The organism is Acinetobacter sp. FDAARGOS_515 (assembly GCF_003938865.1).
GTDB lineage: Bacteria > Pseudomonadota > Gammaproteobacteria > Pseudomonadales > Moraxellaceae > Acinetobacter > Acinetobacter ursingii.
In genome coordinates this window covers 1,016,447-1,039,283 of record NZ_RKIX01000003.1, presented here as the reverse complement: position 1 = coordinate 1,039,283, position 22,837 = coordinate 1,016,447, and the positions used below count along the sequence as shown (strand labels likewise).

Annotated in this window: 22 protein-coding genes, 1 tRNA gene and 3 pseudogenes; 12 read left to right on the top strand and 14 right to left on the bottom strand. The window is 38.5% G+C overall.

The window, feature by feature from the left end:
• Nucleotides 1-2 precede the first annotated feature (2 nt).
• The 5 genes from EGS47_RS06385 to yhhA form a co-directional block, all read right to left on the bottom strand.
• Nucleotides 3-1,244: an AAA family ATPase gene (locus EGS47_RS06385; RefSeq protein WP_002117364.1), complete on the bottom strand. Its 1,242-nt coding sequence runs from the start codon at nucleotides 1,242-1,244 to the stop codon at nucleotides 3-5.
• A 315-nt stretch (nucleotides 1,245-1,559) separates the two neighbouring features.
• Nucleotides 1,560-2,300: an aKG-HExxH-type peptide beta-hydroxylase gene (locus EGS47_RS06380; protein ID WP_002117382.1), complete on the bottom strand. Its 741-nt coding sequence runs from the start codon at nucleotides 2,298-2,300 to the stop codon at nucleotides 1,560-1,562.
• A 5-nt stretch (nucleotides 2,301-2,305) separates the two neighbouring features.
• Nucleotides 2,306-2,890 (bottom strand): cyclophane-containing peptide 2OG-Fe(II) oxygenase YhhC, encoded by a 585-nt coding sequence (gene yhhC, locus EGS47_RS06375; protein ID WP_002117435.1) that lies wholly within the window; start codon nucleotides 2,888-2,890, stop codon nucleotides 2,306-2,308.
• Nucleotides 2,887-4,011 (bottom strand): cyclophane-forming radical SAM/SPASM peptide maturase YhhB, encoded by a 1,125-nt coding sequence (yhhB, locus tag EGS47_RS06370; protein ID WP_002117393.1) that lies wholly within the window; start codon nucleotides 4,009-4,011, stop codon nucleotides 2,887-2,889. The genes yhhC and yhhB overlap by 4 nt, the downstream gene beginning before the upstream one ends.
• A gap of 2 nt (nucleotides 4,012-4,013) precedes the next feature.
• Nucleotides 4,014-4,178, bottom strand: a complete 165-nt coding sequence (gene yhhA, locus EGS47_RS18895) for a YhhA family cyclophane-containing RiPP (RefSeq protein WP_002117360.1) — start codon at nucleotides 4,176-4,178, stop codon at nucleotides 4,014-4,016.
• A 380-nt stretch (nucleotides 4,179-4,558) separates the two neighbouring features.
• On the opposite strand from yhhA, the gene EGS47_RS06360 reads away from it, so the two are divergent.
• Nucleotides 4,559-5,086 (top strand): hypothetical protein, encoded by a 528-nt coding sequence (locus tag EGS47_RS06360; RefSeq protein ID WP_125269375.1) that lies wholly within the window; start codon nucleotides 4,559-4,561, stop codon nucleotides 5,084-5,086.
• A 375-nt stretch (nucleotides 5,087-5,461) separates the two neighbouring features.
• Here EGS47_RS06360 and EGS47_RS06355 read toward each other — a convergent pair whose 3' ends face one another.
• On the bottom strand, nucleotides 5,462-6,985 hold the full coding sequence (locus EGS47_RS06355) for a PLP-dependent aminotransferase family protein (protein WP_125269374.1): 1,524 nt from the start codon (nucleotides 6,983-6,985) through the stop codon (nucleotides 5,462-5,464).
• Between the two features lie 280 nt (nucleotides 6,986-7,265).
• Here EGS47_RS06355 and EGS47_RS06350 point away from each other — a divergent pair, with 280 nt between their 5' ends.
• The 5 genes and pseudogenes from EGS47_RS06350 to EGS47_RS18615 all read left to right on the top strand — a co-directional run.
• Nucleotides 7,266-7,661 carry a nuclear transport factor 2 family protein gene (locus tag EGS47_RS06350; RefSeq protein ID WP_125269373.1) on the top strand — a complete coding sequence of 132 codons (396 nt, stop codon included), beginning with the start codon at nucleotides 7,266-7,268 and terminating at the stop codon, nucleotides 7,659-7,661.
• An 11-nt stretch (nucleotides 7,662-7,672) separates the two neighbouring features.
• Entirely contained in the window at nucleotides 7,673-9,109 is a 1,437-nt protein-coding gene (locus EGS47_RS06345) for an NAD(P)/FAD-dependent oxidoreductase (RefSeq protein WP_125269372.1), read from the top strand.
• Nucleotides 9,110-9,169: 60 nt separating this feature from the next.
• Nucleotides 9,170-10,609: an amino acid permease gene (locus EGS47_RS06340; RefSeq protein WP_125269371.1), complete on the top strand. Its 1,440-nt coding sequence runs from the start codon at nucleotides 9,170-9,172 to the stop codon at nucleotides 10,607-10,609.
• Between the two features lie 86 nt (nucleotides 10,610-10,695).
• Nucleotides 10,696-11,592, top strand: a complete 897-nt coding sequence (locus EGS47_RS06335; protein ID WP_125269370.1) for an EamA family transporter — start codon at nucleotides 10,696-10,698, stop codon at nucleotides 11,590-11,592.
• 9 nt (nucleotides 11,593-11,601) lie between these two features.
• A pseudogene (locus EGS47_RS18615) lies at nucleotides 11,602-11,873 on the top strand (Fic family protein); the annotation flags it as partial.
• Between the two features lie 51 nt (nucleotides 11,874-11,924).
• Here EGS47_RS18615 and EGS47_RS06330 read toward each other — a convergent pair.
• Nucleotides 11,925-12,116: pseudogene (locus EGS47_RS06330) on the bottom strand (IS3 family transposase); the annotation flags it as partial.
• 178 nt (nucleotides 12,117-12,294) lie between these two features.
• Entirely contained in the window at nucleotides 12,295-12,717 is a 423-nt protein-coding gene (locus tag EGS47_RS06325; RefSeq protein WP_228711793.1) for a hypothetical protein, read from the bottom strand.
• Between the two features lie 34 nt (nucleotides 12,718-12,751).
• Here EGS47_RS06325 and EGS47_RS06320 point away from each other — a divergent pair, with 34 nt between their 5' ends.
• Nucleotides 12,752-13,228: a helix-turn-helix domain-containing protein gene (locus EGS47_RS06320; RefSeq protein WP_125269369.1), complete on the top strand. Its 477-nt coding sequence runs from the start codon at nucleotides 12,752-12,754 to the stop codon at nucleotides 13,226-13,228.
• On the opposite strand, the pseudogene EGS47_RS06315 reads toward EGS47_RS06320, so the two are convergent.
• Nucleotides 13,228-13,881 (bottom strand): annotated as a pseudogene (locus tag EGS47_RS06315) (tyrosine-type recombinase/integrase); the annotation flags it as partial. The gene EGS47_RS06320 and the pseudogene EGS47_RS06315 overlap by 1 nt on opposite strands.
• A 183-nt stretch (nucleotides 13,882-14,064) precedes the next feature.
• A tRNA-Ser gene (locus EGS47_RS06310) sits at nucleotides 14,065-14,154 on the bottom strand.
• A 123-nt stretch (nucleotides 14,155-14,277) separates the two neighbouring features.
• Between EGS47_RS06310 and EGS47_RS06305 the strand changes: the two genes are divergently transcribed.
• The gene (locus EGS47_RS06305; RefSeq protein WP_004991903.1) at nucleotides 14,278-16,158 is read left to right on the top strand and encodes a potassium transporter Kup; all 1,881 of its coding nucleotides are present in this window, start codon (nucleotides 14,278-14,280) and stop codon (nucleotides 16,156-16,158) included.
• 65 nt (nucleotides 16,159-16,223) lie between these two features.
• Here the strand turns inward: EGS47_RS06305 and EGS47_RS06300 are convergent, their stop codons facing one another.
• Nucleotides 16,224-16,661 (bottom strand): hypothetical protein, encoded by a 438-nt coding sequence (locus EGS47_RS06300; protein ID WP_125269368.1) that lies wholly within the window; start codon nucleotides 16,659-16,661, stop codon nucleotides 16,224-16,226.
• Nucleotides 16,662-16,920: 259 nt separating this feature from the next.
• On the opposite strand from EGS47_RS06300, the gene EGS47_RS06295 reads away from it, so the two are divergent.
• Both EGS47_RS06295 and EGS47_RS06290 read left to right on the top strand, forming a co-directional pair.
• Entirely contained in the window at nucleotides 16,921-17,994 is a 1,074-nt protein-coding gene (locus tag EGS47_RS06295) for a DNA/RNA non-specific endonuclease (protein ID WP_171455434.1), read from the top strand.
• A gap of 69 nt (nucleotides 17,995-18,063) precedes the next feature.
• Nucleotides 18,064-18,306 (top strand): hypothetical protein, encoded by a 243-nt coding sequence (locus EGS47_RS06290; protein ID WP_034698085.1) that lies wholly within the window; start codon nucleotides 18,064-18,066, stop codon nucleotides 18,304-18,306.
• A gap of 50 nt (nucleotides 18,307-18,356) precedes the next feature.
• Here EGS47_RS06290 and aqpZ read toward each other — a convergent pair whose 3' ends face one another.
• Together aqpZ and EGS47_RS06280 are read right to left on the bottom strand one after the other, a co-directional pair.
• Nucleotides 18,357-19,046, bottom strand: coding sequence for an aquaporin Z (aqpZ, locus tag EGS47_RS06285; RefSeq protein WP_125269366.1), 690 nt, complete (start codon nucleotides 19,044-19,046; stop codon nucleotides 18,357-18,359).
• A gap of 139 nt (nucleotides 19,047-19,185) precedes the next feature.
• Nucleotides 19,186-20,187 (bottom strand): AraC family transcriptional regulator, encoded by a 1,002-nt coding sequence (locus EGS47_RS06280; protein WP_125269365.1) that lies wholly within the window; start codon nucleotides 20,185-20,187, stop codon nucleotides 19,186-19,188.
• Nucleotides 20,188-20,292: 105 nt separating this feature from the next.
• On the opposite strand from EGS47_RS06280, the gene EGS47_RS06275 reads away from it, so the two are divergent.
• The gene (locus tag EGS47_RS06275; RefSeq protein ID WP_044434202.1) at nucleotides 20,293-20,940 is read left to right on the top strand and encodes a sterol desaturase family protein; all 648 of its coding nucleotides are present in this window, start codon (nucleotides 20,293-20,295) and stop codon (nucleotides 20,938-20,940) included.
• 63 nt (nucleotides 20,941-21,003) lie between these two features.
• Here the strand turns inward: EGS47_RS06275 and hisF are convergent, their stop codons facing one another.
• On the bottom strand, nucleotides 21,004-21,762 hold the full coding sequence (hisF, locus tag EGS47_RS06270; RefSeq protein WP_004991883.1) for an imidazole glycerol phosphate synthase subunit HisF: 759 nt from the start codon (nucleotides 21,760-21,762) through the stop codon (nucleotides 21,004-21,006).
• A 113-nt stretch (nucleotides 21,763-21,875) separates the two neighbouring features.
• On the opposite strand from hisF, the gene EGS47_RS06265 reads away from it, so the two are divergent.
• Nucleotides 21,876-22,826, top strand: a complete 951-nt coding sequence (locus EGS47_RS06265) for a homoserine kinase (protein WP_125269364.1) — start codon at nucleotides 21,876-21,878, stop codon at nucleotides 22,824-22,826.
• The last annotated feature ends 11 nt before the right edge of the window (nucleotides 22,827-22,837 follow it).

Genomic DNA, 22,837 nt, shown 5'->3' with positions numbered 1-22,837 from the left:
CGTTATACCCCCTCTTTGGTACCATTTAGATATTTTCTTAAAGTATCTCTACTTATTTCCATAAACTCTGCTGCTCGTGTTTTTGGAAATTTATACTCATTTACTAATTGCAAAGCTAGACTTATTCTATCCTGTTTAGTCATATTAGATATATCAGGAATTAACTCTTTGATGATAGTTTTTTCAAATAGGCTTTGATCCATTAATTTTAGTTTTCTAAGGTAACTAATTTCTCTCTTCATTAAACTAAATGAAAGCCCTTGCATTTTTAACTTAATTAAGTCAAGCCACGGTAAAAAATAATCAAAATCATCTGCTAAATAGTCTTTTAGTGCAATTTCAATATTTTTACTTGTAGGCAATTTAAAAGTCAAATCCATATCGAATCGTCTCCATAAAGCAGGGTCGATTAATTCAAAATGATTTGTAGCTGCTAATAATAAACTTTGTTCGGGCCAGCTTTCTAACTCCTGTAATAAAATAGTTACTAGTCGTTTTAGTTCACCAACGTCGGAATTATCTCCACGTTTTTTTGCAATAGCATCTATTTCATCTAGGAAGATGATGCAGGAATGGCTTTTGGCAAAATCTAATACTTTACGAAGATTATTCCCTGTTTTCCCCATATAGCTACTCATGACAGCAGTTAAATCTAAAATATAAAGAGGGAGGTTTAACTGCTTTGCTAGCCATTTTGCAGCTAAGGACTTTCCTACCCCGGGAGGGCCTTGAAAGATTGCTGTGGTAACTGGCTTGAGCCCTCTTGAAGTTAGTGCATTTAAATTTGTAATAGACCTTTCTTTGATAATTAACTCTAGAGCCATTCTTATATCTGAAGATAAATAAATATTTTCTAAAGTACTACTTGGATTCCAAACCTTAATTAAAGAGGCCAATTCTTCATCGAGATTATTATGATCTTGGTTTTTATTTACTTCGGGTTCAGAAAGATTTTTTTTACGTAATACTGATGGGCTAAATGACGATTGAGTCTTTAGGAGATTCTCTAAAGCTATTGCCGTTTCAATATCATCTTTTTTTATTTTGCGAATATGCTTGGCAAGAAATAGACGTAAATCCACTTCACTACCTGATAGTGCCAATCTGGAAATTGTGACTAAATCTCTATTCATTTTGGTAAAATCGCCATTTTTGATGTAACTAATTGAAATATATTGGTAAATAAATTGACTAAAATATTTACATTTGTTGATTATAGTCAAATATATGGCTTTAGTCATCATCTTACTTAATCTATTTTAATGATATTGCTAAAAAAATGATGAATTTAATTTGTACTCTTTTGAGGTAAAACTTATTTAAATCAGATGCTTATTTTGATTTTTTTGGGGATTGTATTTTCTTAATCTAACAAAATGGTTGCGTCATGAAATGTCGCTTAGATGAAAATTAATTGATTTTTAGCGATATAGCCATGTTGAAGTTTTTTAACTTTGAGAGCTAAGCTTAAAATTTTACAAAATTGTTAACACTATTCTTTAAGTTTTTGTAATATATGTGTTTATTTTTTATTTATTCATTTTATTCTAAAATTTTTATTAAATAAAACAGAGGTTTAAAATTTTCAATCCATCATTGGAATAAAAATCTGTTAGTTCTTCAACTTTTAGAAGACTTAATTGTTTCTGAATTTCTTCTATGCGTTTCTTTGAGAAGGAAGTCTTCTCTGACCTATAGACTTTTTCCCAGAATTTTTTTAGATGTGAAAATACATAAATAGCGTGCAGTATTCCTTTACTATTTCGAGGTTCATGTTTCCAAGGAGAATATATTTTTTTATTTGTCGAAAGATAGAAATCATATTTTTTTTCTAATAAAGATAGTAGTAAATGCATAGTTTCATGAATCAAATTTTCTACAGTCCTTTCAAGCCAATTTTCTAGATTAATATCAGGTAAATTTATGAAAACTGTATAAGGTAAATTCGGGTCGCTAAAACTAATATCATTATAATCATTTTCTGTTTTTAATAAATGAATCGACTTAATTAATGACTTTGTATAAAAACCCATATGATCATTATCATATTGGGTAATATATTCAAAAGTATCTTTAATTTGTAGCATTGAATTTTTAAGATCATATGTTTGATCAAGATTAATGCCAATATCTGACCAAATATTAGACATGTAATCTGGTAACTTTTGTAATATGCATAAATTTTCATTTAAGTTATTTAAGTCATTTATATAGTCAAAAGTATTGTAGTTTCTATAGTGAATATCACTATCTAATAAATCTAAAATATTTTCTTTAGACGGATATAAAAAATTATGCATGAAAATTATCTCGAATAAAAAGTAAAAATAATAGTGAGTCGCTCTCCTGAATATATCTCACTTACAGCATGATGAGAATTTTCTGATATTTCAAAGCTTTGTAGTAAATTTCCTGTAGGAACTATTATATTATGTATCGATGATGCATCATTGTTAGTGAAGATCATACATAATCCACCGTTCTCAACATTCCAGTTCGAGTTGAAATGCATAAGTAGTCTGTGACTTTCTTTTATTGAGTCTTCATTTAGAAAATCATTATGTATTTTTATGACATGACCTTTCGTTAATTTATGAGCTACTACATCAATGTTATCAAGTAAATCAACTGCATAAATCTTTTCCATCCTTGCCTTTAAGTCTGAAAGATATTCAGTTGATATTATAAATTTTAGGAAGTGCGGTAATTCAGTATCTTTTAAACTAAACTCATATTGTGTATAAAAACTGGCTTCTACTAAGTTCCATTGGGCATCATTTAATAGCCAATTTTGTATGCTTTCTTTTAAACATTCATCTATAGAATAATTAGAAAAAAAATGTTTATAAGGATATATCTCTAGAGGTATATCTTTTGAAATATTAATCATTTAATTCCCATTAAACTTAATAGTTTATAAATATAGTGTTTATGATCTTGACAGTAAATAGATGGATTGTCGAATTCATTTTCTTTACTCCACCTTGATAAAGGCATCCCGCCACCACAAATGAAATTTATTTCACAGTTGATACAATCTTTACATGTAGGCTTTTGAATTTTAGAACTTTCTTTATACTCATTAGATCTTAGAACATTTAATAAGGCATTCGGCACATTAATATTAGGATTATTCTCAAAGTAATCAGCACCATTAAAAGTTGCCCTTAATGTGTCATTTTTACGGATGTCTCCATTAGTCTCAATTACTAAAATTCCATAAGAGTTTTCTCCTTTTCCCTCTTTGTCAGGATTTCCTCCAAGAATTATTTTTATTAAATCGTCAAAGAAGCGAATTGGAACTGGATTAGGGTCATTCAGATAATGCTCTAATAGTTCTCCCAACCATCTACCATATTCTAAACTTTCAAAATTTTCTTTGCCTTTTGGTAAGTACGTATGGTTGCCATCCTGTAAAAGTACATCAATACTTTTACTACCTATACTTTTTAAGTATTCATAATTTTCGACAGGTGATGTAGTCGGCTGAATCACAGATAATGTTCCTGAAAATAAAAAATCATTTTCAGGATGGGCAATTAACTTATCTATGCCTTTTATAACTTTTTGAAATGAACTTTGCCCATCATGTGTGAATCGAGCAATATCATTTGATTTCTTTACACCATCTAAACTTACAGAAATGCTAGTTTTATAATGACTACAGATTTCGATTATTTCATCGCTTAATAGTATCCCATTTGTTTGGATAGCTATTGGATACTTATCATAATTAGGCAAAACTCTGCGTAATTTTGAAAGTAGTTCTTTTAATTTTACAGAACCTAATAGTAATGGCTCACCACCATGTAGTACAACCGCGAAACCATTATTTTGAAATGAGGTGACTTGATCTATACTTTTGCAAATAGAATCAATTGTTTCGTTACTAATTCTTTTAGGTTGGTTAACCCAATTTTGATCTTGACCTTGATATACATAACAATAACTGCAATCAAGGTTACATCTGCTAGCAACCTTGATTAACAGAGTATCTAAATTATTGAACATTATTAGCGATTATGTCGGTTATGAACTCGGTCATAGTTACCGCCAACGCATGACATTTGTTCTTTTTCCATTTTTACCTCTTTAATTAGTCGTTGTAACACGACACTATTTAAAGCTGGTTGCTTGATGCTATTAACATTTACTGTTGACTGTGTAGTTGGCTGCATGATAGTGCACTCGTTTAATTATTGATCTAATTATAAAATAGAATTTTAAAAAAACAAATAAAATAAATGGGTTATAGATTTTAATGAGTGTTATAATTTATCCAACTTGTTGAAATTAAATGAAAAATATTTTAAAAAATAGATTGTGTCAAATTTATACAGAAGCTTTATAGAAATACACTTAAGGCATATCTGACTGAAAAATATATATTTTATTTGGTTGTTTTTAATATTACTATGAAATGATATATAGAAAAATGTAAAAAAGAGTATTGTTATCAATGTGAGGAAGTTCCAATGGATAATTCGGAAGTTAAAATTTTAAGTTGAAATTTGATATAAAAAATAAGGATCTTCTTGTTTGGAATAATGAAATCATAATGTCTCGTACTGAGGAAGATTATTTTAAGAAAATGTTTATCATTCTGGAAAAATTAAATCTTTGTACTGATTCTATTTTAGAAATAGGATTTGGTCTTGGAATTTCTGGTAGTTTAATTCAAAAGCATCTTATACCTACGAAACATCATATAGTCGAAATAGAAGCTAATATCTTCAAAGATTTACTTGCATTTACTCAAAAGAATAGTGGAGTAGTAGCAACTTTAGGGGATTGGAGATTAATTGATCTACCTGAAAAAGAATATGATTTTATATTCAATGATGCTTATGACTATGGAGGTATTTCTGAATATGCTAATTTTTCTTATGATGATCATTATCTTATTTTTAGTAAAATTTTAAAAGATGATGGTGTTATATGTCATCCACATTTTGGTGATGGACCAGTAAGAGATGTTAAAGGTTTTAAAACTACAATTGTTGAAAGATTAAAGGTAAACCCTATTGTTATGTGGGATCAATCTATATGTGAAGATGCTGCTATAGTCTTAAGAAGGAAAGATTAGCCGCTATTGAATCAAATGGATGTAATATTTGTAAATTGATTCCAATATTGTGAATTACAGAATCATTATTAGAAAGTACATCCTTTATAAATGTTAAATTTTTGAAGATTTAGCTATTAAATTTAACAAAATACTTTACATGGTTTTATTAAATTATTGAAAATAAATGTTTATTTTTAAGTTATGGTGTATATCCGTTCTGAATCATATAACTAAATATTGTGCTTAATTATAGTAAGAACCTGATTGAGATCAGGTTCTTATTTTTTGTCTTAAAAAACTGCGTTAAAAGTCACTATTAATTTAGGGTTTTAGTCATATATTTTTGACTGAATCAAATTTGGCATAAATAGTATTGCATTGATTTTAAATAATTTATTGGCTTAATTTTGAATCTTTCGATCCGTTATATAAAGAATATTCTTCGACTGCGGCGGCTAAGTGCTGCACACCCTCAGGTATTTTATCCAAAGCAATGGAACCAAAACCCAAACGTAAAAAATGCTTATTTTGTTGCGAAGATAAAAAGAAAGACTCACCTGCCTCTATGAAAACACCATGATTCGCGGCGTATCTTGCTAAGACGGTACTGTCAATCTCGATCGGTATTTTAATCCAGCAAGCAGAACCACCATTGGAGGCACTGACCTGCCATGTGGGCAAATATCGCTTTAAGGCTACGAGTAAAACCTCTGCACGTTGTCGATGTAGCTGAAACTGTCGTCTCAGCATGCTGTGGTAATAACCCTGATCGATAAAAAAAGCAAATACCCGCTGATTAAATACATTAGGATGGCGCACCATTAAACGTCGTAAATGACGTAATTCTTCAATCAACTCGGGCGCCGCTACGATATAGCCCAAACGTAATCCGGGTGCTAAAGGTTTGGATAAGCTTCCGACATAGATCACCCGGCCATGTCGATCCAGACTTTTAAGCGCAGGAATGGTCGTATTTTCTACTAAAATTTGAGCATCATATTCATCTTCAATAATGATGCTATCGAACTGCTCTGCTTTTTGCAGTAAATTTCGACGGCGTTGTGGTGATAGAGTGACTCCAGTCGGACATTGACGTCCCGGAGTGAGATAAAAATAATCACATTGCGGGGTATAATCTGAAACTATCATACCTTCATCATCGATGGGGAGTGCCACAATATTTTGGCTATGCAGCATAAAAATATTACGTGCATCTGGATAGCCCGGCTCTTCTATACCAATCACATGTTCTGAACGGATTAAAAGCGCGGCCAACATATACAAGGCATGTTGACTACCTACCGTGAGTAGAATTTCGTTTTCACGCGCTATGATGCCTCGAGTGGGCAAAATGTGCTGGCGGATGGCATTGATCAGATAGGCATCATCTCCTTGCTGAGTTAAGTCCTGTGCCCAGATTGAAGCATCTCGTGCAGATAAAGCCTTGATTGAACATTCACGCCATGCCGATGCAGGAAAGCTTTCTGGATCAGACTGCCCATAAATAAACGGAAAAGGATAACTATTCCAATCACTCGGTTTGGTCAAATGGCGTTGTTGTGAAGGTTGAATGGCAAAACGATGCGACCATTGAGTCAGTTGGGAGGTGGTCTTCATGGTCTTTGGATCACTGCTATCCACATAAAAATGGGGATGGATAAAATGTCCACTACGCTGTCGTGATTCCAGAATTCGCTCAGATACCAGTTGTTGATAGGCTATGGTTACAGTATTACGCCCCACACAAATCTGTTCAGCCAGTTCACGGCTTGACGGAACTGCCATTCCTGAACGTAAATGCCCCTGCACTAAGGCAGAAAACATCATGCGGCAGATCCGTCCCTGTAAATTAAGACCACTGTGTGCCGTTTCTTCAAACAATAAAGTCCAGATATTTGCTGAAAGAGGAGAGTTCATTTTATTTTCTCAGTGCATTTTTTGAACCATTTTGAATCCCGATTGACTAAAGCAGTGCAAAAGTGTCTGCAAGCATACGGTTTGAGTTCAATCTGGACTTATTTACCTGAAAGCAAAAGCCATTCCAAAGCAGAAAAATTTAAAATAAATATTATAAATGAATAGGTTAAATGCAAATAAAACTGGCTCTATCAAAACCGACTTTCTGGTACTACGTCAGCATGATGACTTTTTGTACAGTCAAATCATCAATCAAATATTCGTTTTGGAGTTGACCCCCATGCAGCAAGTCGCACTTTTAGATTTACTCAACACCTTTTCTCAGGCTTGGAATGCCCATGATGTTGAACAACTGATGGCATGTATGCATCCAGACTGTTGTTTTGAAACTGTTGCAGGGGATGAGGTTTATGGCACTCGTATTCAGGGAATAGATGCTGTGCGTCAGGTATTTGGTCAAACCTTTGAAACTTTTCCAGATGCCCAGTGGCGCAATGCCAAACACTGGATTAGTGCAGATGGTGAGTCGGGTATTTCTGAAACGACATTTACTGCCACTACAGCAGAGAATGGGCGAATTGAGGCCAATATGGTCGATGTTTTTCAGTTTAAAGATGGAAAAATTCTGCTCAAAAATGCATTTCGCAAAAACCGCCCTGTACAAACTGCCGTTTAAGGAGATGGTTTATGAATCAGTCCATTCAACATTTAACTGCCTTGCGGGATTTTGCTGAGCAAACTCCTGCATCAAAACAGGCAGGCTTTAAACTTTATAATGCGCAATTTGATCCATTAACTGATCGGGTTTTACAAGGTAATGAACAATACGCACCTACCTATTGGGTCGCAACAGCGGGAACGCCCCCCGAAGATGATGGACCGTTACAGGGCGATGTGGATGCCGATATTGTGATTATTGGCGGTGGCTTTACTGGGCTTTCTACAGCGCTGACGTTGGCTGAACAGTTTGGTGCGGCGCCGTTAGTACTAGAAGCCAATCGTAGTGCATGGGGCTGTACCAGTCGCAATGGTGGACAAGGTCAAAATGCTTCGGGACGTTTGTATCGTTCACAATGGATTGAAAAATGGGGACTGGATACCGCGAAACGATTAGATGCCGAGATTCGTGAAGGTTTTGATTATTTTAAGGACTTGGTTAGTGGTATCGAGTGTGATGCACAGGATGGTGGACATTTATATATTGCCCATCGTGCTAAAAAAATGGCCTTTTTAGAAAATGAAGCCAAAGTCATGAAAGACATCTTTGGCTATAACACTCGTATGCTTTGTCGTAAACAATTACATGAAGAATTTGTGGCTGACCAAGAAGCGGCGGGTGCTTTGCATGAACCTGATGGTGTTGGTGTACATCCACTCAAATTGGCATTTGGTTATTTAAAACGCGCCCGTGCTGCGGGTGCTAAAGTCCATACATCGACTCCTGTTTTAAGCTGGGAAACTCGACAAGGTATTCATTATCTAAACACGCCTTATGGTGTGGTCAAAGCAAAACGCGTGGCTGTGGCGACAGGGGGATATACTCCCAATGGTTTACATCCGAGTTTATCAGGCAAAATCATGCCGATTTTATCCAATTCAATCGTGACCCGCCCTTTGTCTATGGCGGAACGTGCCGAAGCAGGATTGCGCAGTACGACCTTTATCACCGATACGCGCACCTTACGCCATTACTATCGTTTATTACCTGATGGTTCTATGCAATGTGGCAGTCGTAGCTCACTGACAGGTGCCGATGCCAATAATCCAGTGCATCTGGAGCGCTTAAAAGAAGGGCTGTATCGCAAGTTCCCAACTTTGCGTGGTATACCAATTGCATATTCATGGTGGGGATGGGTTGATGTCAGTCATGACATGATGCCAAGAGTCGTACAACCGAATCCCGATGAAAGTATTTACTATGCCATTGGTTATGGTGGCAATGGCGTATCTTTCTCCGCAATGGCGGGCCGTCGTCTGGCTGAACGGGTTATGGGGGTACAGCGTCCACAGTTTGATTTACCCATCTATCAGTCACCTTTGCCTTCGCATTTGTTTAGACCGTTCCGTAGATTGGGACAAGCCTTGTTATATCGCTGGTATTACTTAAGAGATGAAGTGATTTAAGCATCATTGAAATTTTTGATCTGTATATCACAGCAATAATTATATTGAGAGGAATCCATCATGTATGACTCAAATTCAAATCAAGATTTAAAAAATGCGCTTAAACCTCGTCATGTGCAAATGATGGCTCTAGGGGGCGTGATTGGCATGGGACTGTTTGTTGGCAGCTCAGTGGTGATTCAGTCGGCTGGGCCAGCAGCAATTCTATCCTTTTTAATCACTGGCGTGCTGATTATTTTAGTCATGCGTATGCTTGGTGAACTGGCAACTGCCTCACCTGTAACAGGCTCATTTTATGCCTATGCACGTTATGCATTTCGCGATTCGCCTTTTCTCTCAAGACTGGCAGGTTTTATGACAGGCTGGATGTACTGGTATTTTTGGGTCATCGTGATCGCATTAGAAGCGATTGTTGGCGCAAAGCTGATGGCTTACTGGTTACCCGATATCCCGCAATGGATTGTCAGTTTAATTCTGTTGGTGATGCTGACTGCTACTAATTTATTTTCGGTTAAATCTTTTGGTGAGTTTGAGTTCTGGTTTTCTTCTATTAAGGTTGCCGCGATTACTACCTTTATTTTCTTATGTTCGATCTATTTATTTGGATTCTGGCCGAATCATCAAGCGTCTGGCTTTGGGGAGCTGATGAATCATGGCGGATTTATGCCCAATGGATGGGGGCCTGTGTTATCGGGTGCTGTTGCAGCTACGGCTTTTTATTTTGGGGCAGAGATTGTCACCATTGCTGCGGCAGAAACTGAAAATCCTGAAAAGTCAGTTGCCAAAGCGACTCAGTCTGTCATCAGCCGTGTCTTGATTTTCTATGTGTGCTCCATTTTTCTTGTGGTGTGTATTGTGCCGTGGAATAGTCCTGATATTGCAACGCCTTATGTTAGTGCTTTAAAAGTTTTAAATATTCCTTTTGTCGCTGACATTATGAATGCTGTGATTTTAATTGCGGTGTTAAGTTGTCTTAATTCAGGTGTCTATGCAGCAAGTCGTATGCTATTTGCTCTGACTAAACATGGTGATGCACCACGGAGTTTAACCAAGTTATCTAAAAAAGGCGTTCCTGTCCGTGCCATTCTGTTGAGTACACTTTTTGGTTATCTCTCCATCTTAGTCTCTTATTTTTCTCCAGATAATGTATTTCCTTTTCTGGTGGAATCCTATGGTACGGTTGCACTCTTTGTTTATATCATTATTGCGTTTTCACAGATTCGTTTACGCCGCTATTTAGAACATGTTGCACCTGAACGTTTGAAAGTACGCATGTGGTGCTTTCCTTATCTCAGCTATTTTGCTATTGCGGGAATGCTTTGTATTTTCATTGCCATGGCCTTTATTCCAAGTTTACAAAAAGCCTTTTGGTTCGGGATAGCCAGTGCAGTGATGCTGTTTTGTATCTTTCTGATTCGTGACTATGTCGAGTTGATCAAATTACGCAAACAACATCCCAAATTTGAAGCATTAATTCCTGCTAAACATAACGAAATCTAATTTAACCCTCCATATGCTGTTAGTAGTAACGACCTGTAGTGATACAGGTCGTTACTTGTCTAATCAAATTTGTTTAGGAAATGTTCATGTTACTTAAAGATAAGTTCGCGGCATTTGCTGTCGTGTTCATCTGGGGTATCAACTTTTATTTTATGAAAGTTGGCATCAGTGAAATCAGTCCCATGCTGCTAGGTTGCTTGCGTTATGTATTGGTTCTGCTGCCTGCACTCTTCTTTGTGGCAATTCCAAAAGTCGGTTGGAAATGGCTGTTACTCTATGGCTTTATCAGCAATTTCTCGCAGTTTGCTTTTATGTTTAGTGCGATTGCCACAGGCATGCCAACAGGTCTAGTGGCTTTAGTTGTTCAGTCTCAAGCCTTTTTTACCGTGATGATTGCTGTATGGGTCTTAAAGGAAAATGCTTCATGGAATCAGTGGCTGGCCATTGTGATTGCATCATTTGGGCTAGCATTAATTGCACTGGGTCAACAACACAGTCATGTTCCTTTGTTAGGGTTACTCTTGGTTCTGGGTTCAGCTTTGTCATGGGCCTGCGGTAACATCGTGGTGAAACAAATTGGGCAAGTCAATCCAATCGGCTTAGTCGTATGGGGGAATATTTTAACGCCTGTCTGGTTTTTATTGTTAGCGCTACATGATCAAGGCTGGCAAGGTATTTTGGCTGATTACTCAACCCTCACTTGGAAAGGCTTTACTTCAGCGGCTTTTCTGGCTTATTTTGCTACGATTATTGGCTACGGATTATGGATTTATTTACTGACTCGTTACCCCGCTGCCAAAATCAGTCCATTGTCACTCTGGGTGCCTGTGATTAGCATGCTTTTTGCCGCAGTATTTTTAGATGAGCAACTCAATGCTTGGCAATGGCTGGGTTCAGGGGTGATTATGTGTGGCTTGATCGTTCATTTATTTGGGCAGAAATTTAGATTATTGTTACAAACTCAAAGTGTAATCAGATTTTAAAATAATTAAGAAGCTCATACATTGCATCCAATTGGGTGAACAGCCAAAGTACATGCAGACTTTTTTGCTATTTACCCCTTATTGACGGGAATGGTCGTATGTCTCAATGATTGATGAATGTCGAGTTGATGAAAGCATATTATCAACCGAGTGTGATGACAGTAGAAAATCGGCTCGCCTATTATGAGGTATTAGATCAATGGATGGCTTATGGCAAGCGTGAGCCATTTGATAGCTTAATAGCTGCTGTTGTATTGGAGAGCTTAAACCTTATTAATTAGTGTTTTCATTAAGAAATGGACTGCTTTCATTATCCTGTATATGAGATAGCCTTATGTTGAAGCTGTCTCAAATGCTTCTAGGCTCATTTTATCAAGATATGAATGACATCTGATATCATTGCAAAGCATCTCAATATAATCAAATACATCTGCACGCTCCATTACATGTGTTTTATAGATCCTACTTTTAATCCATTCCTTCTTTGAGCTGTTAAAAAAGGATTCAGCAACAAAGTTGTCCCATAAGCAGTATAATGCGCGAGGCCTCTTCGGCTCATACTGAGAACCCAGTTATGCTTCTGGCGGGTCTCCGCTGCTGTATTGTGAACCTGAGAAGCATCTGATAATCCTGCCCACAATAAAAATCTACAATTATATCGGGCACCCAATCTTAGAGTTAATGCAAGTGGGAAATTCAGCATTAGTTTTTATGATCATAACCTTTACTTTGATGTTGCTTTAAGATCGTAAAAAAAGGAGTGGTAATCTCAATTTCACTAGGAAGTTCTAATTGATATAAACGTTGAACTTCATTTTGCTGAATGCCCAAATGCCCTAAAAGAGTTTTAATCACCAATCCAAGATAATGCTGATCGACTGTTTCAGTCAGCATAGTTTCTAAAGAGTAATACACTGACCCTAAAAACATATCGCGAGTAACACGATAGTCTTCAATTTTGATATGCCCGAGTTCATCTGCTTTTTTCAGATCACGTGTTAAGAATTTTGCAACATTTCGATCACGCACAACGTATCTGGGGCCGACACTGGTAATCAGCCTGCCCCACACTGGATAGTGCATGGCAGAACGCAAATATAATCGGGTCGCGATATGAGCTAGCATTTTGCTTTCGACCGACCAAAGTCAAAGTTGCATTATGAACTATACTCATCTTACTCAAGATGAAAGATATCAGATATTTGCTCTGTCACATGAAGATTTTTCTGTACGTTATATTGCTTGGTGGTTGAATCGATCTTCATCAACCGTCTCTAGAGAAATCAAACGGCATAAAGCAAGAAATGGATACTTCGTAAAACATGCAAATAAGCTTGCTCAAGCAAGGCATTGTTCAAATCCTAAAAGAATCCCCGGTGATATTTGGCCACTTGTTATTTGTTATCTCAATCTTCAATGGAGCCCTGAACAAATCGCTTCTCATGTGACAGTTAACCTACATTCTATTTATAGATTTATACGACAGGATAAAAACAAAGGGGGAGCGCTCTTTCACAACCTGCGGTTCACAAATCAAAGAAAGCGTAAATATGGCACTCCTGAAATCCGTGGTCAGCTAAGTCATCGTAAAAGCATCTATGATAGACCTATTGAGATTGAACAGCGAACTCGCTAGCGATCCATACGTTCAACAAAGGCAGGAAATTCGGAAATATCCAAACGAGCCATATTATTTACTTTACGTGGTTTAAGGGCTTGTCCTAAGTGTGGGGTAGGATCATTCTCAATAATGCCTTTACGAATCGCAAAACGGAGAATACGACCCGCTAAAGGAATAGAGCGTTTAGCCATTTCTTGCGCACCACGTGCTTCAATTTTTTTGGCACAAGCAAGTACATCTTTTCCTCTGATTTCATCAATCGGCATGTCACCTAGATCAGGAAAAAGATCTTTTTCAAATACTGATAAATCACGTAGGTAAGTTGTTTCTTTAATGACGGCTTTTCGATCCTCCATCCACTCCATGGCAAGGGATTTGAAAAGAATACTTTCATCCATTTGCTGTAGGCGTTGATTTTTCACAGCATTCGGATCGATATTATTGTAAAGCTGAATACGTGCTTCATCACGAGTACGGCGAGCTTGGGCAAGGGAAATTTCTGGATAGCTTCCAATGGTTAAAGTGCTTTCACGACCATTGAACCGATATTTTAAACGCCAGAATCTTCCACCTGATGGGGTGACCTCTAAATAGAGTCCTTTTTCATCCGAATAACGTTTTTTCTTATCAAGTGGTTTGATTTTTCTAACTTGAGCATCTGTCAGCATTTTTAGCTTTTTCTTTGTAATTTGGGGGATGATTTATAGTATAACTAAATCATCCCCCATTTGTCCCCCATGATCTTGCAGGTGTGCAAGGATGGTTAAGGATTTAAAAGAATATTAAAAAAGGCTTAAACTGTTGCAGTTTAAGCCTTTAAGGTATATTTTGGATTTTTAGAAACAGAATTTTGGCGGTGAGAGAGGGATTCGAACCCTCGATACGCGTAAACGTATACACACTTTCCAGGCGTGCTCCTTCAGCCACTCGGACACCTCACCAAGGCGAGCGATAATAGCTAAAAAAAGACATGCTGCCAAGCTTAAAACAATTGATTTGCAGAAAAAAAAATAACTTAATGTTAATATGGCGCAAAAATACTGTTCAAATATTGAAGATTGAGTATGCAAAGTCCTGCAAAAAAAGCCGCATTGCCCGCGATTACGCTAGCAGCGTTAGGCGTGGTATTTGGTGATATTGGAACCAGTCCACTCTATGCATTTGCACAAACCTTTACCAGTGCGCATGTTACGATTTCCGAAGCCACAGTATTTGGTATTCTCTCCCTGATTTTTTGGTGTATCACCTTATCCATTAGTTTTAAATACGTCACCATTGTGATGCGTGCAGACAATAATGGCGAAGGCGGTATTATGTCGCTTTTGGCATTATTACTGCGCATAAAAGAACTCACTCCAAATCAGAAAATGTGTCTCATTGCTTTGGGATTTGTCGGGGCTTCTCTATTTTTTGGAGATGGTATCATTACCCCCGCAATTTCAGTACTCTCTGCGATTGAAGGTTTGAGCATTGCCACGCCTGCATTTGATAAATGGCTGATGCCGATTGGTCTAGGAATTTTGACTGCACTCTTTGTGGTACAGCGACATGGTACGGCGACCATGGGGAAATTCTTTGGTCCAATCACACTCGTCTGGTTTATTTCTATTGGCTTATTGGGGCTATGGAGCATTATTCAGACACCGCATATTCTATTGTTCGTAAATCCTTTATGGGCCATTGAGTTTGCGATTCATCAACCTTTTATTGCCTTTATTGCGATGGGTTCTGTGGTTTTAACCATGACTGGTGGAGAAGCACTATATGCCGATATGGGGCATTTTGGTCGTCTGCCTATTCGGTTGGCATGGTTTATTATCGTTTGCCCGTGTTTATTACTTAATTATGCAGGTCAAGGTGCATTGCTACTGCGTGATCCAGCAGCGGTTTCAAATCCATTCTATTTATTGGTACCCGAATGGGCTTTATACCCGATGATTGGTTTGGCTACAGCTGCTGCGGTAATTGCGTCGCAGGCGGTGATTACTGGCGTATTTTCAATGGTCAATCAGGCTATTCAATTGCGTTATTTACCGCGTTTAAGTGTGATTCACACCTCTGATGTCGAGCAGGGGCAAATCTATGTGCCTTTTATTAATTGGGTACTTTACATTTCAGTTTTTATTTTAATTATATTATTTGAAAGCAGCAGTAATCTGGCCAGTGCTTATGGTGTGGCGGTTACCATGACCATGCTGTGTGTCACGATTTTGATTTCTGTATTGGCCTATGGTGCATGGAAATGGCCGTGGTGGAAAGTCGCGATGTTTGCGATTCCATTTTTAGCCTTGGACGGTATTTTCGTGGCATCTACTTCGCTCAAGATTTTGGCAGGCGGTTGGGTGCCAATTGTCATTGGTATTGTGGTATTTACGATTTTGATGACCTGGAAACGTGGTCGTGAAATTGTCTATCATCGTCTGGAAACAGATGCATTGCCAATGAGCCTGTTTATCCAGAGTATTGGTTCGAGTAATGAAACGCATTTTGTGCCAGGCGAAGCGATATTCCTGACAGGTAATCCGAATATTGTGCCACATGCGATGCTACATAATATCAAGCACAATAAAGTGTTGCATGAACGGAATGTCATGGTGACCGTATATACGCGGGATATTCCCTATGTGGCGCAGCAGGATCGAATTAAATTTGAAAAATTGAATGATCATTTTTATCGTATCTTTATGTATTACGGTTTCAAAGATCAGCCCAATATTCCTCAGGCACTCGAACAGGCTTATGATGAATGGGGCTTTGATTTCGATATGATGCAGATCAGCTTCTTCATTTCACGTGATCGATTGATTCATACCGTTGGAGATGGCATGTCGCCGTGGCGTGAAAAACTGTTTATTTCGATGCAACGAAATACCAGTCCTGTCAGCGATTTTTATCAGATTCCACCTAACCGTGTGGTAGAACTCGGTAGTCAGATTGAAATCTAAATCCAAATTGATGAATAAAAAACCAGAGTCACAATGACTCTGGTTTTTTATTAGGCAGCGAGCAGTTATTGAGTCACTGGCGCTGAGATTTGCTCAGGAGCTGCATTGCTATTTTGATCCTGCACATCTGCTGGCGCTGCTTGCATTGCAGGTGCTTCTGGTTGAGCAGATTCAGGCATCGCTTGCGCTGGTGCATTTGGATCGATCGATGGGGCTGGTGTAGCAGCAGGGTCTGCCATTTCACTTTGATGCGGTGTGACAGCCTGAACGTCTTGTGAGTTCATGGACTGAGTTTGCACTGGATTAGATTGAGCAGAAATAAGCTGAACTTTGCCACTATTGACTAACTCTTCAAGCGAACCAGGTTGCCCATTTACCGTTGTCGTCACTTTGGCTTTGGATAAACTGTCTAGAGTTTCACCCGCCTGAACAGGTTGTTCTGCGAAAGCAGTCATACTCAATGAGGCTGTTACAAAAGCTACAGCAATGAATTGAGTGCGCATAAGAGACTCCTAAATTTAATCATTTTTCATGTTCATCGTGAGCCTACCTTCGCATAGCCATTCTTGTTGTTTCAATTAAATATACGAAACATGACCAATCACATGGTCAAAGATAAAAATAAAACGACAAACTGTTACGCGCATAGGTGATTTATTGATCAAATTGTGCTGTTGCTTTAATCAAATGAGATCTGACTGAATATACAGTGAAAACTTGAATTGTTAAGCTTTTACTTAGACTCTTGATTTGATGTAGAAGATTGTGGCACGAAGAAAGACCCGAGCAAGTTCAGATTTCTCTTGGATCAAACAACATATTGGTAAATTTTTTTTGGGCTCAGTTGCGGCAGGCAGTTTTGTGATTGCTTTTGGTGAGGGTAAAGTTTCACAATGGATAAGTCCGATTTCAAATAATAGCGCGTGTCTCAGTCAGTTTTATCGCGATATTCCTCCAGTTTTAGCAAAAGACAGTCTACAAAAAAATAGTTATGCCCTGTGTTTTCATGACTTTAATGTCATGTATTCAGGTGTTTCAAAAACACCGCTTTGGGTAGCAGAAAAACTGACTCCACAACGTTTAAGTAATCGAATTAAGCGCGAAGATAATTTTCATGAAGAAACCCGAATTCCAGAGATGCATCGAGCTTTATTAAGCGACTATCGTGGTTCGGGTTATGACCGTGGACACATGGCACCGAATGGCGATATGGGCAATACCACAGCACAATACGATAGTTTTTCACTGGCTAATATGGTGCCGCAAGCGCCTAAAAATAATCAACAAGTTTGGCGTGAACTTGAAGAAGCCACCCGTGCATTGGTGACGAAGCAGAAACAGGACGTTTATGTGGTGACAGGACCAGTCTTTGAAGGAAAAAAATTAAAAACGATTGGGCGTGGAGTGATCGTTCCAAGCGCCGTATATAAGATCATTTATTTACCAAAAACAGGGGCAATTGGTGCATATTATGCACCGAACGATAATTCATTACAGGTTAGGGTGGTCAGCGTATGCTATCTCGAAGAAAAGCTCGGAATGAATGTGTTTCCACAATTGACCGAAGAACAAAAACGTAATGTCTATCAACTTCCCCTCAGTGCCAATGCTGTCAAAGCACAAAAAGCATTGAGCTATTTACATTGGGATGGTGAAAGCCAGTGTGCGGAGGATGTCGAGCAGCAAACCCTGACCGCCGTGCAGAAACAATTTACGCAGCAAAAACAGCAAGCGACACCTATTGAAGCCCAAGGGATTGATGAAGACACCAAGCAAGCGATGATCAAACAATTGGTCGATGCACTGTTGCATTATTTTTTACAAATTTTGAGATAAATCAATCGTGCAGAAATTACAAAATAGGTTAATTTCAAATGATAGAAAACATCAAAGAGCCTTATATAAATGTTTAAACCGTTTGAGAATGGAAATGAATCATCCAGTATTGAGGACCTAACACTCGAAAATCAGGTCGATTGTGTGAGTTTATATGGCAATTTGCAGATCACCAAAGACCAACATGGCTTGCAACTGGCAAAACAATTACAGGCATTGGTGAATGCAATGGTGACTGAACTTGAGAAACAGCCGCTTCCCGAGAAAATTCAGACCAAAACTGAACAAGAGATTGATAATCCGTTTTTATAACGAAGAAAAAAACAGCCTTTAAAAGACTGTTTTTTTGTGGCATCTAAATCCTAGCCTTTTTCTTTGATCACCACTTTATAGATGAACGCGCCCACAATCGCACCTAAAATGGGAGCAACCCAGAATAACCATAATTGGCTTAAAGCAGCGGTTTCGGCAAAAAGAGCAACTCCTGTACTACGTGCAGGATTTACAGAGGTATTGGTGACTGGAATACTGATCAAGTGAATGACAGTCAAAGTTAAACCAATGGCGATAGGTGCAAAACCCGCAGGCGCATTTCGATGTGTCGATAGTAAAATAATGATCAGGAAGAAAGCGGTAAGGACGACTTCAATTAAGAATGCAGACCCTAAGGAGAAATGATTCGGTGATAACTCAGCATAACCATTAGTGGCGAAACCACCTGTACCTGAAAAGCCTGCTTGTCCCTGTACGATGATATACAGCACAAACGCCGAAACAGTCGCACCAATGACCTGTGAAACAATATAAGGAATGACCTCCTTGCCATCTAAGCGACCGCCAACCCACATGCCAACACTTACCGCTGGATTAAAATGCGCACCAGAAATATGCCCAAAGGCATAAGCACCTGTTAATACAGTTAATCCGAAGGCAAATGAAACACCTAGAAAGCCAATACCCAGTTCAGGGAATGCCGCAGCCAATACTGCACTGCCACAACCACCGAAAACCAGCCAGAATGTACCTAAGAACTCTGCTAAATATTTATGCATTTTGTTTTCTCTTACTTTTGTTTTTGAACTTATAAATCGCTTACTGTGGTTAATATTTGTGCGATTATGGTTTTATTTTTATCTCTATCTGAGAATTTAAGCAAGAAGATAAATTTTTTATTTCATGTCTTATTTTAATTTAATGATGAACGTACTGCTGTCGCCATTGTTGTGGTGTCAGTCCACTCCATTGTTTAAACGCACGTTGAAAAGCACTTTGTTCTGAATAACAGAGCAATAATGCGATTTCCTGTAAACTAAGATGTGGATCTTTTAAATATTCAAGCGCCAGCATATAGCGGATTTGTTGGGTTCGTTGCTGAAAAGTCATATTTTGTTGTTGTAAATGACGTTGTAATTGACGTACCGATAAGCCCAATTGCGCTGCGATTTGATCAATTTGATATTCGTTCTTTTGTAAGCCTTTCAAAATGGCTTGTTGTAAACGCTGATCCAGTTGATTGGAATGAGGTAATTCTTGTAATAGTTCTTGTGCTTGGCGCATCAATAATTGTTGTAGGGTATGGTCTGCATTACCAATCACTTTATTAGCTTCACTTATCGGAATGAGGATTTGTGTCTTGGCTTGAGAAAAGCGTACTCGGCAATGAAAATAGCGTTCGTAAACTTGCACATCTTTAGGGGGAGGATTGATGAAATGTATTTCGTGTAACTGAATTTGTTCTTTACACATAAACTGCTGTAAAAATTCAACCATTAAAGCAATCGCGATTTCATCGGTCAGTTGAGTCGGATGCAGTTCGGTTTCTTCCCAGCGAATCGAAAAATAAGGCGATATGAACTCAACTTTTAAGGGACTGCCATCATAAACCAGTCGATGAAAATCCTGATAACGATGAAGTGCTTCGCCAAGACTTTCACAGGATAATGCCAGATAGGCCAAAATACCCAAGTGCTTGGGTTGTACATATTTTGCGATACGTAGCCCCAGACCCGTTTGTGGTTGTAACTGTTGAATTTGTTCCAGCAAATCACGCCAGATCACATAATCGAAACGTTCCAGATTTTGAATTTCAAGCAGCTTCGGCGGAACAACAAGAGGTTGTGATTCACAATATAATTTTAATAAATGTCCCAGCCCTCCATAGACTGATCCCGCATAATTTTTTATTAAAGCCATCCTTTAGTGCTCTTTTGTCGTGTTTTGTCAATGAATGATAAAAATGAGTCAATACATAGCATAGAAAAATTCTTATATTCAAGTCAAAAGGGAGGATTATTTAAAATGATAAAAGGTTTTGTAGCCGGTTTAGTCTTAGCCAATGGCTTTGAATGGGTGGCACACAAGTATTTATTACATGGTGTACATCGAAAAGGTCAGCCACGTTTTAGCCCCACACCAAAGCAAATGGAGTCACATTGGGCGCATCATCGCGAAGTGCGCAAAACAGAGTTTCATGACGAATGCTATGTGGAAGGATTGCATCACTGGCGTACTCGTAATGAACTTGGTGCCTTAGCTGTAGTCGCTATTGTTTCAAGTGCGGCTGCCTATCCATTTTCAAAAGGTATGGCGTTGGCATTTTGCTATAGTGCAGGCAATTATTTTTATGTACACCGTCGTTCCCATCTTGAACCTGACTGGGCAAAACGCCGTGTTCCGTGGCATTATGATCATCATATGAACTCAAATCAGGATGCAAATTGGGGCGTGACTCGGCCATGGTTTGATTATATTTTGGGAACACGAGTTGTTTCATCTGCGGATTTAAAAGAGGCCAATCCTTTAGGTTTAGGATTACCTGAAAAATGGTCTGAAAAGTTGACCACCGCCATTGAACGCTTTTTTCCAGCCCAATACATTGAACAAAAGCCAAAATTGCTAGAGGCTTCGACCGCAGAAGAGATGCAAACGCAAACTTCCGTCGCTTAAAAATAAAGGGCAGTTAAGTCAAACTGAACTGCCCTTATATTATTTTAAGAGATGCGTTAGAAGTTAGAGGCGCATTTCAATGCCTTGCTCCGCTAAAAATGTTTTGGCTTCAGGAATGGTATATTGTCCAAAGTGGAAAATACTGGCCGCCAGAACGGCATCTGCGCCACCTTGTAAAATACCATCTGCCATGTGCTGTAAATTTCCAACACCACCAGAAGCAATGGTGGGAATCGAAACTCGATCATTAATGGCACGCATCAGGGCAATGTCATAACCTGCTTTAGTCCCATCTGCATCCATACTGGTCACCAGCAGTTCACCTGCGCCATATTCTGCCATTTTGACCGACCATTCAAGCGCATCAATACCCGTTGGCTTGCGACCGCCATGGGTGAAAATTTCCCATTTATTTTCGCCTGTTTTTTTGGCATCAATCGCGACTACGATGCATTGCGCCCCAAAACGTTGAGAGGCTTCCTGTACAAACTCAGGATTGAACACCGCCGCAGAGTTGATACTGACTTTATCTGCACCTGCATTGAGCAATGAACGAATATCTTCGACTTTACGCACGCCGCCACCAACGGTTAATGGCACAAATACACTTTCTGCCATACGCTCTACAGTACGATAAGTGGTGTCGCGCCCATGATGCGTTGCGGTAATATCCAGAAACGTGATTTCATCGGCGCCTTGCTCATTGTAGCGGCGCGCCACTTCAACAGGGTCACCTGCATCACGAATATCTAAAAATTGAACACCTTTGACGACACGGCCATTATCGACATCAAGGCAGGGAATAATACGTTTTGCAAGCATGGTGACATCCAGCGATATTGGTCAAAATCAATAAAGTTCACGAGACAGAGCAGAATCTTGGTAAACTGTAGCGCTATTCTATCAAACTTATAATTGTTGCACGCAGGTTTTCTATGTCGGTTTATACGCCGTTGAGTTTAGAACAAGTTCAAGCATTTGCTTCGCCTTATGGATTAGAGGTGATGGACTTGATTCCCATTCAGGGAGGAATTGAAAACACCAATTATTTTTTAGTGACGCAGGATCATCAACAATACGTGTTGACGGTGTTTGAAGAACTGGATTTGCAAGGCGCAAATGAATTGCCGCCAGTATTACAATATCTAGGTCAGCAAGATATTCCTGTTGCTGTGCCTTTAAGTTATGCAGAACAATTTATTCATATTATTGCCGATAAACCCGCTCAAATTGCTCCAAGAATTGCGGGAAAGCATCCCATTCCACCAACACTTAAGCAAATATTTGCGATTGGTCAAGCACAGGCACAGTTACATTTAGCCTTACAGAATGTTCAATTTGAACGTCAAAGTTATCGCAACCACGCTTATTGGACAAGTGTTGCCGATCAGCTTAAAGCCTATATGAGTCAAGATGATTTAGAATTATTAGATCGTGTTTATCGCTTATTTAATCAACAGCGTGAGCGACATTGTGATTTGCCAAAGGGCTGGATTCATTCCGACTTATTTCGAGATAACACTCTGTTTGAGGGAGATCAATTACAGGGGATTTTAGATTTTTCTGAAATGAATCAAGATGATCTATTATTTGATATTGCCATTGCGATCAATGATTTTTGTACCGAACATCCGACGGTACAGCTTAATTCGGATCAATTAAATGCATTTATCGAAGGCTATCAAACGGTTCGTACACTAACGTCAGATGAACATGCATGTTTGAGGGTTTATTTGGCGATGGCTGCTTGTCGATTTTGGTTATTACGATTGCAAGTTGCGCAGCGTAATGCGCAGGAAGTGCGAGAGAGTGAAGATATTTTGCAAAAAAATCCTTTAGAAATGCGACAATTATTGCAAAATCGTTTAGCCGCTTTAACAGATTAAGGGAAAACCAT

Excerpts from the sequence above, each read along its gene's own strand:
- EGS47_RS06385 (WP_002117364.1), bottom strand. The coding sequence starts at position 1,244 with ATGATGACTAAAGCCATATATTTGACTATAATCAACAAATGTAAATAT.
- EGS47_RS06380 (WP_002117382.1), bottom strand. The coding sequence starts at position 2,300 with ATGCATAATTTTTTATATCCGTCTAAAGAAAATATTTTAGATTTATTA.
- yhhC (WP_002117435.1), bottom strand. The coding sequence starts at position 2,890 with ATGATTAATATTTCAAAAGATATACCTCTAGAGATATATCCTTATAAA.
- yhhB (WP_002117393.1), bottom strand. The coding sequence starts at position 4,011 with ATGTTCAATAATTTAGATACTCTGTTAATCAAGGTTGCTAGCAGATGT.
- yhhA (WP_002117360.1), bottom strand. The coding sequence starts at position 4,178 with ATGCAGCCAACTACACAGTCAACAGTAAATGTTAATAGCATCAAGCAA.
- EGS47_RS06360 (WP_125269375.1), top strand. The coding sequence starts at position 4,559 with ATGTCTCGTACTGAGGAAGATTATTTTAAGAAAATGTTTATCATTCTG.
- EGS47_RS06355 (WP_125269374.1), bottom strand. The coding sequence starts at position 6,985 with ATGAACTCTCCTCTTTCAGCAAATATCTGGACTTTATTGTTTGAAGAA.
- EGS47_RS06350 (WP_125269373.1), top strand. The coding sequence starts at position 7,266 with ATGCAGCAAGTCGCACTTTTAGATTTACTCAACACCTTTTCTCAGGCT.
- EGS47_RS06345 (WP_125269372.1), top strand. The coding sequence starts at position 7,673 with ATGAATCAGTCCATTCAACATTTAACTGCCTTGCGGGATTTTGCTGAG.
- EGS47_RS06340 (WP_125269371.1), top strand. The coding sequence starts at position 9,170 with ATGTATGACTCAAATTCAAATCAAGATTTAAAAAATGCGCTTAAACCT.
- EGS47_RS06335 (WP_125269370.1), top strand. The coding sequence starts at position 10,696 with ATGTTACTTAAAGATAAGTTCGCGGCATTTGCTGTCGTGTTCATCTGG.
- EGS47_RS06325 (WP_228711793.1), bottom strand. The coding sequence starts at position 12,717 with ATGCTAGCTCATATCGCGACCCGATTATATTTGCGTTCTGCCATGCAC.
- EGS47_RS06320 (WP_125269369.1), top strand. The coding sequence starts at position 12,752 with ATGAACTATACTCATCTTACTCAAGATGAAAGATATCAGATATTTGCT.
- EGS47_RS06305 (WP_004991903.1), top strand. The coding sequence starts at position 14,278 with ATGCAAAGTCCTGCAAAAAAAGCCGCATTGCCCGCGATTACGCTAGCA.
- EGS47_RS06300 (WP_125269368.1), bottom strand. The coding sequence starts at position 16,661 with ATGCGCACTCAATTCATTGCTGTAGCTTTTGTAACAGCCTCATTGAGT.
- EGS47_RS06290 (WP_034698085.1), top strand. The coding sequence starts at position 18,064 with ATGTTTAAACCGTTTGAGAATGGAAATGAATCATCCAGTATTGAGGAC.
- aqpZ (WP_125269366.1), bottom strand. The coding sequence starts at position 19,046 with ATGCATAAATATTTAGCAGAGTTCTTAGGTACATTCTGGCTGGTTTTC.
- EGS47_RS06280 (WP_125269365.1), bottom strand. The coding sequence starts at position 20,187 with ATGGCTTTAATAAAAAATTATGCGGGATCAGTCTATGGAGGGCTGGGA.
- EGS47_RS06275 (WP_044434202.1), top strand. The coding sequence starts at position 20,293 with ATGATAAAAGGTTTTGTAGCCGGTTTAGTCTTAGCCAATGGCTTTGAA.
- hisF (WP_004991883.1), bottom strand. The coding sequence starts at position 21,762 with ATGCTTGCAAAACGTATTATTCCCTGCCTTGATGTCGATAATGGCCGT.
- EGS47_RS06265 (WP_125269364.1), top strand. The coding sequence starts at position 21,876 with ATGTCGGTTTATACGCCGTTGAGTTTAGAACAAGTTCAAGCATTTGCT.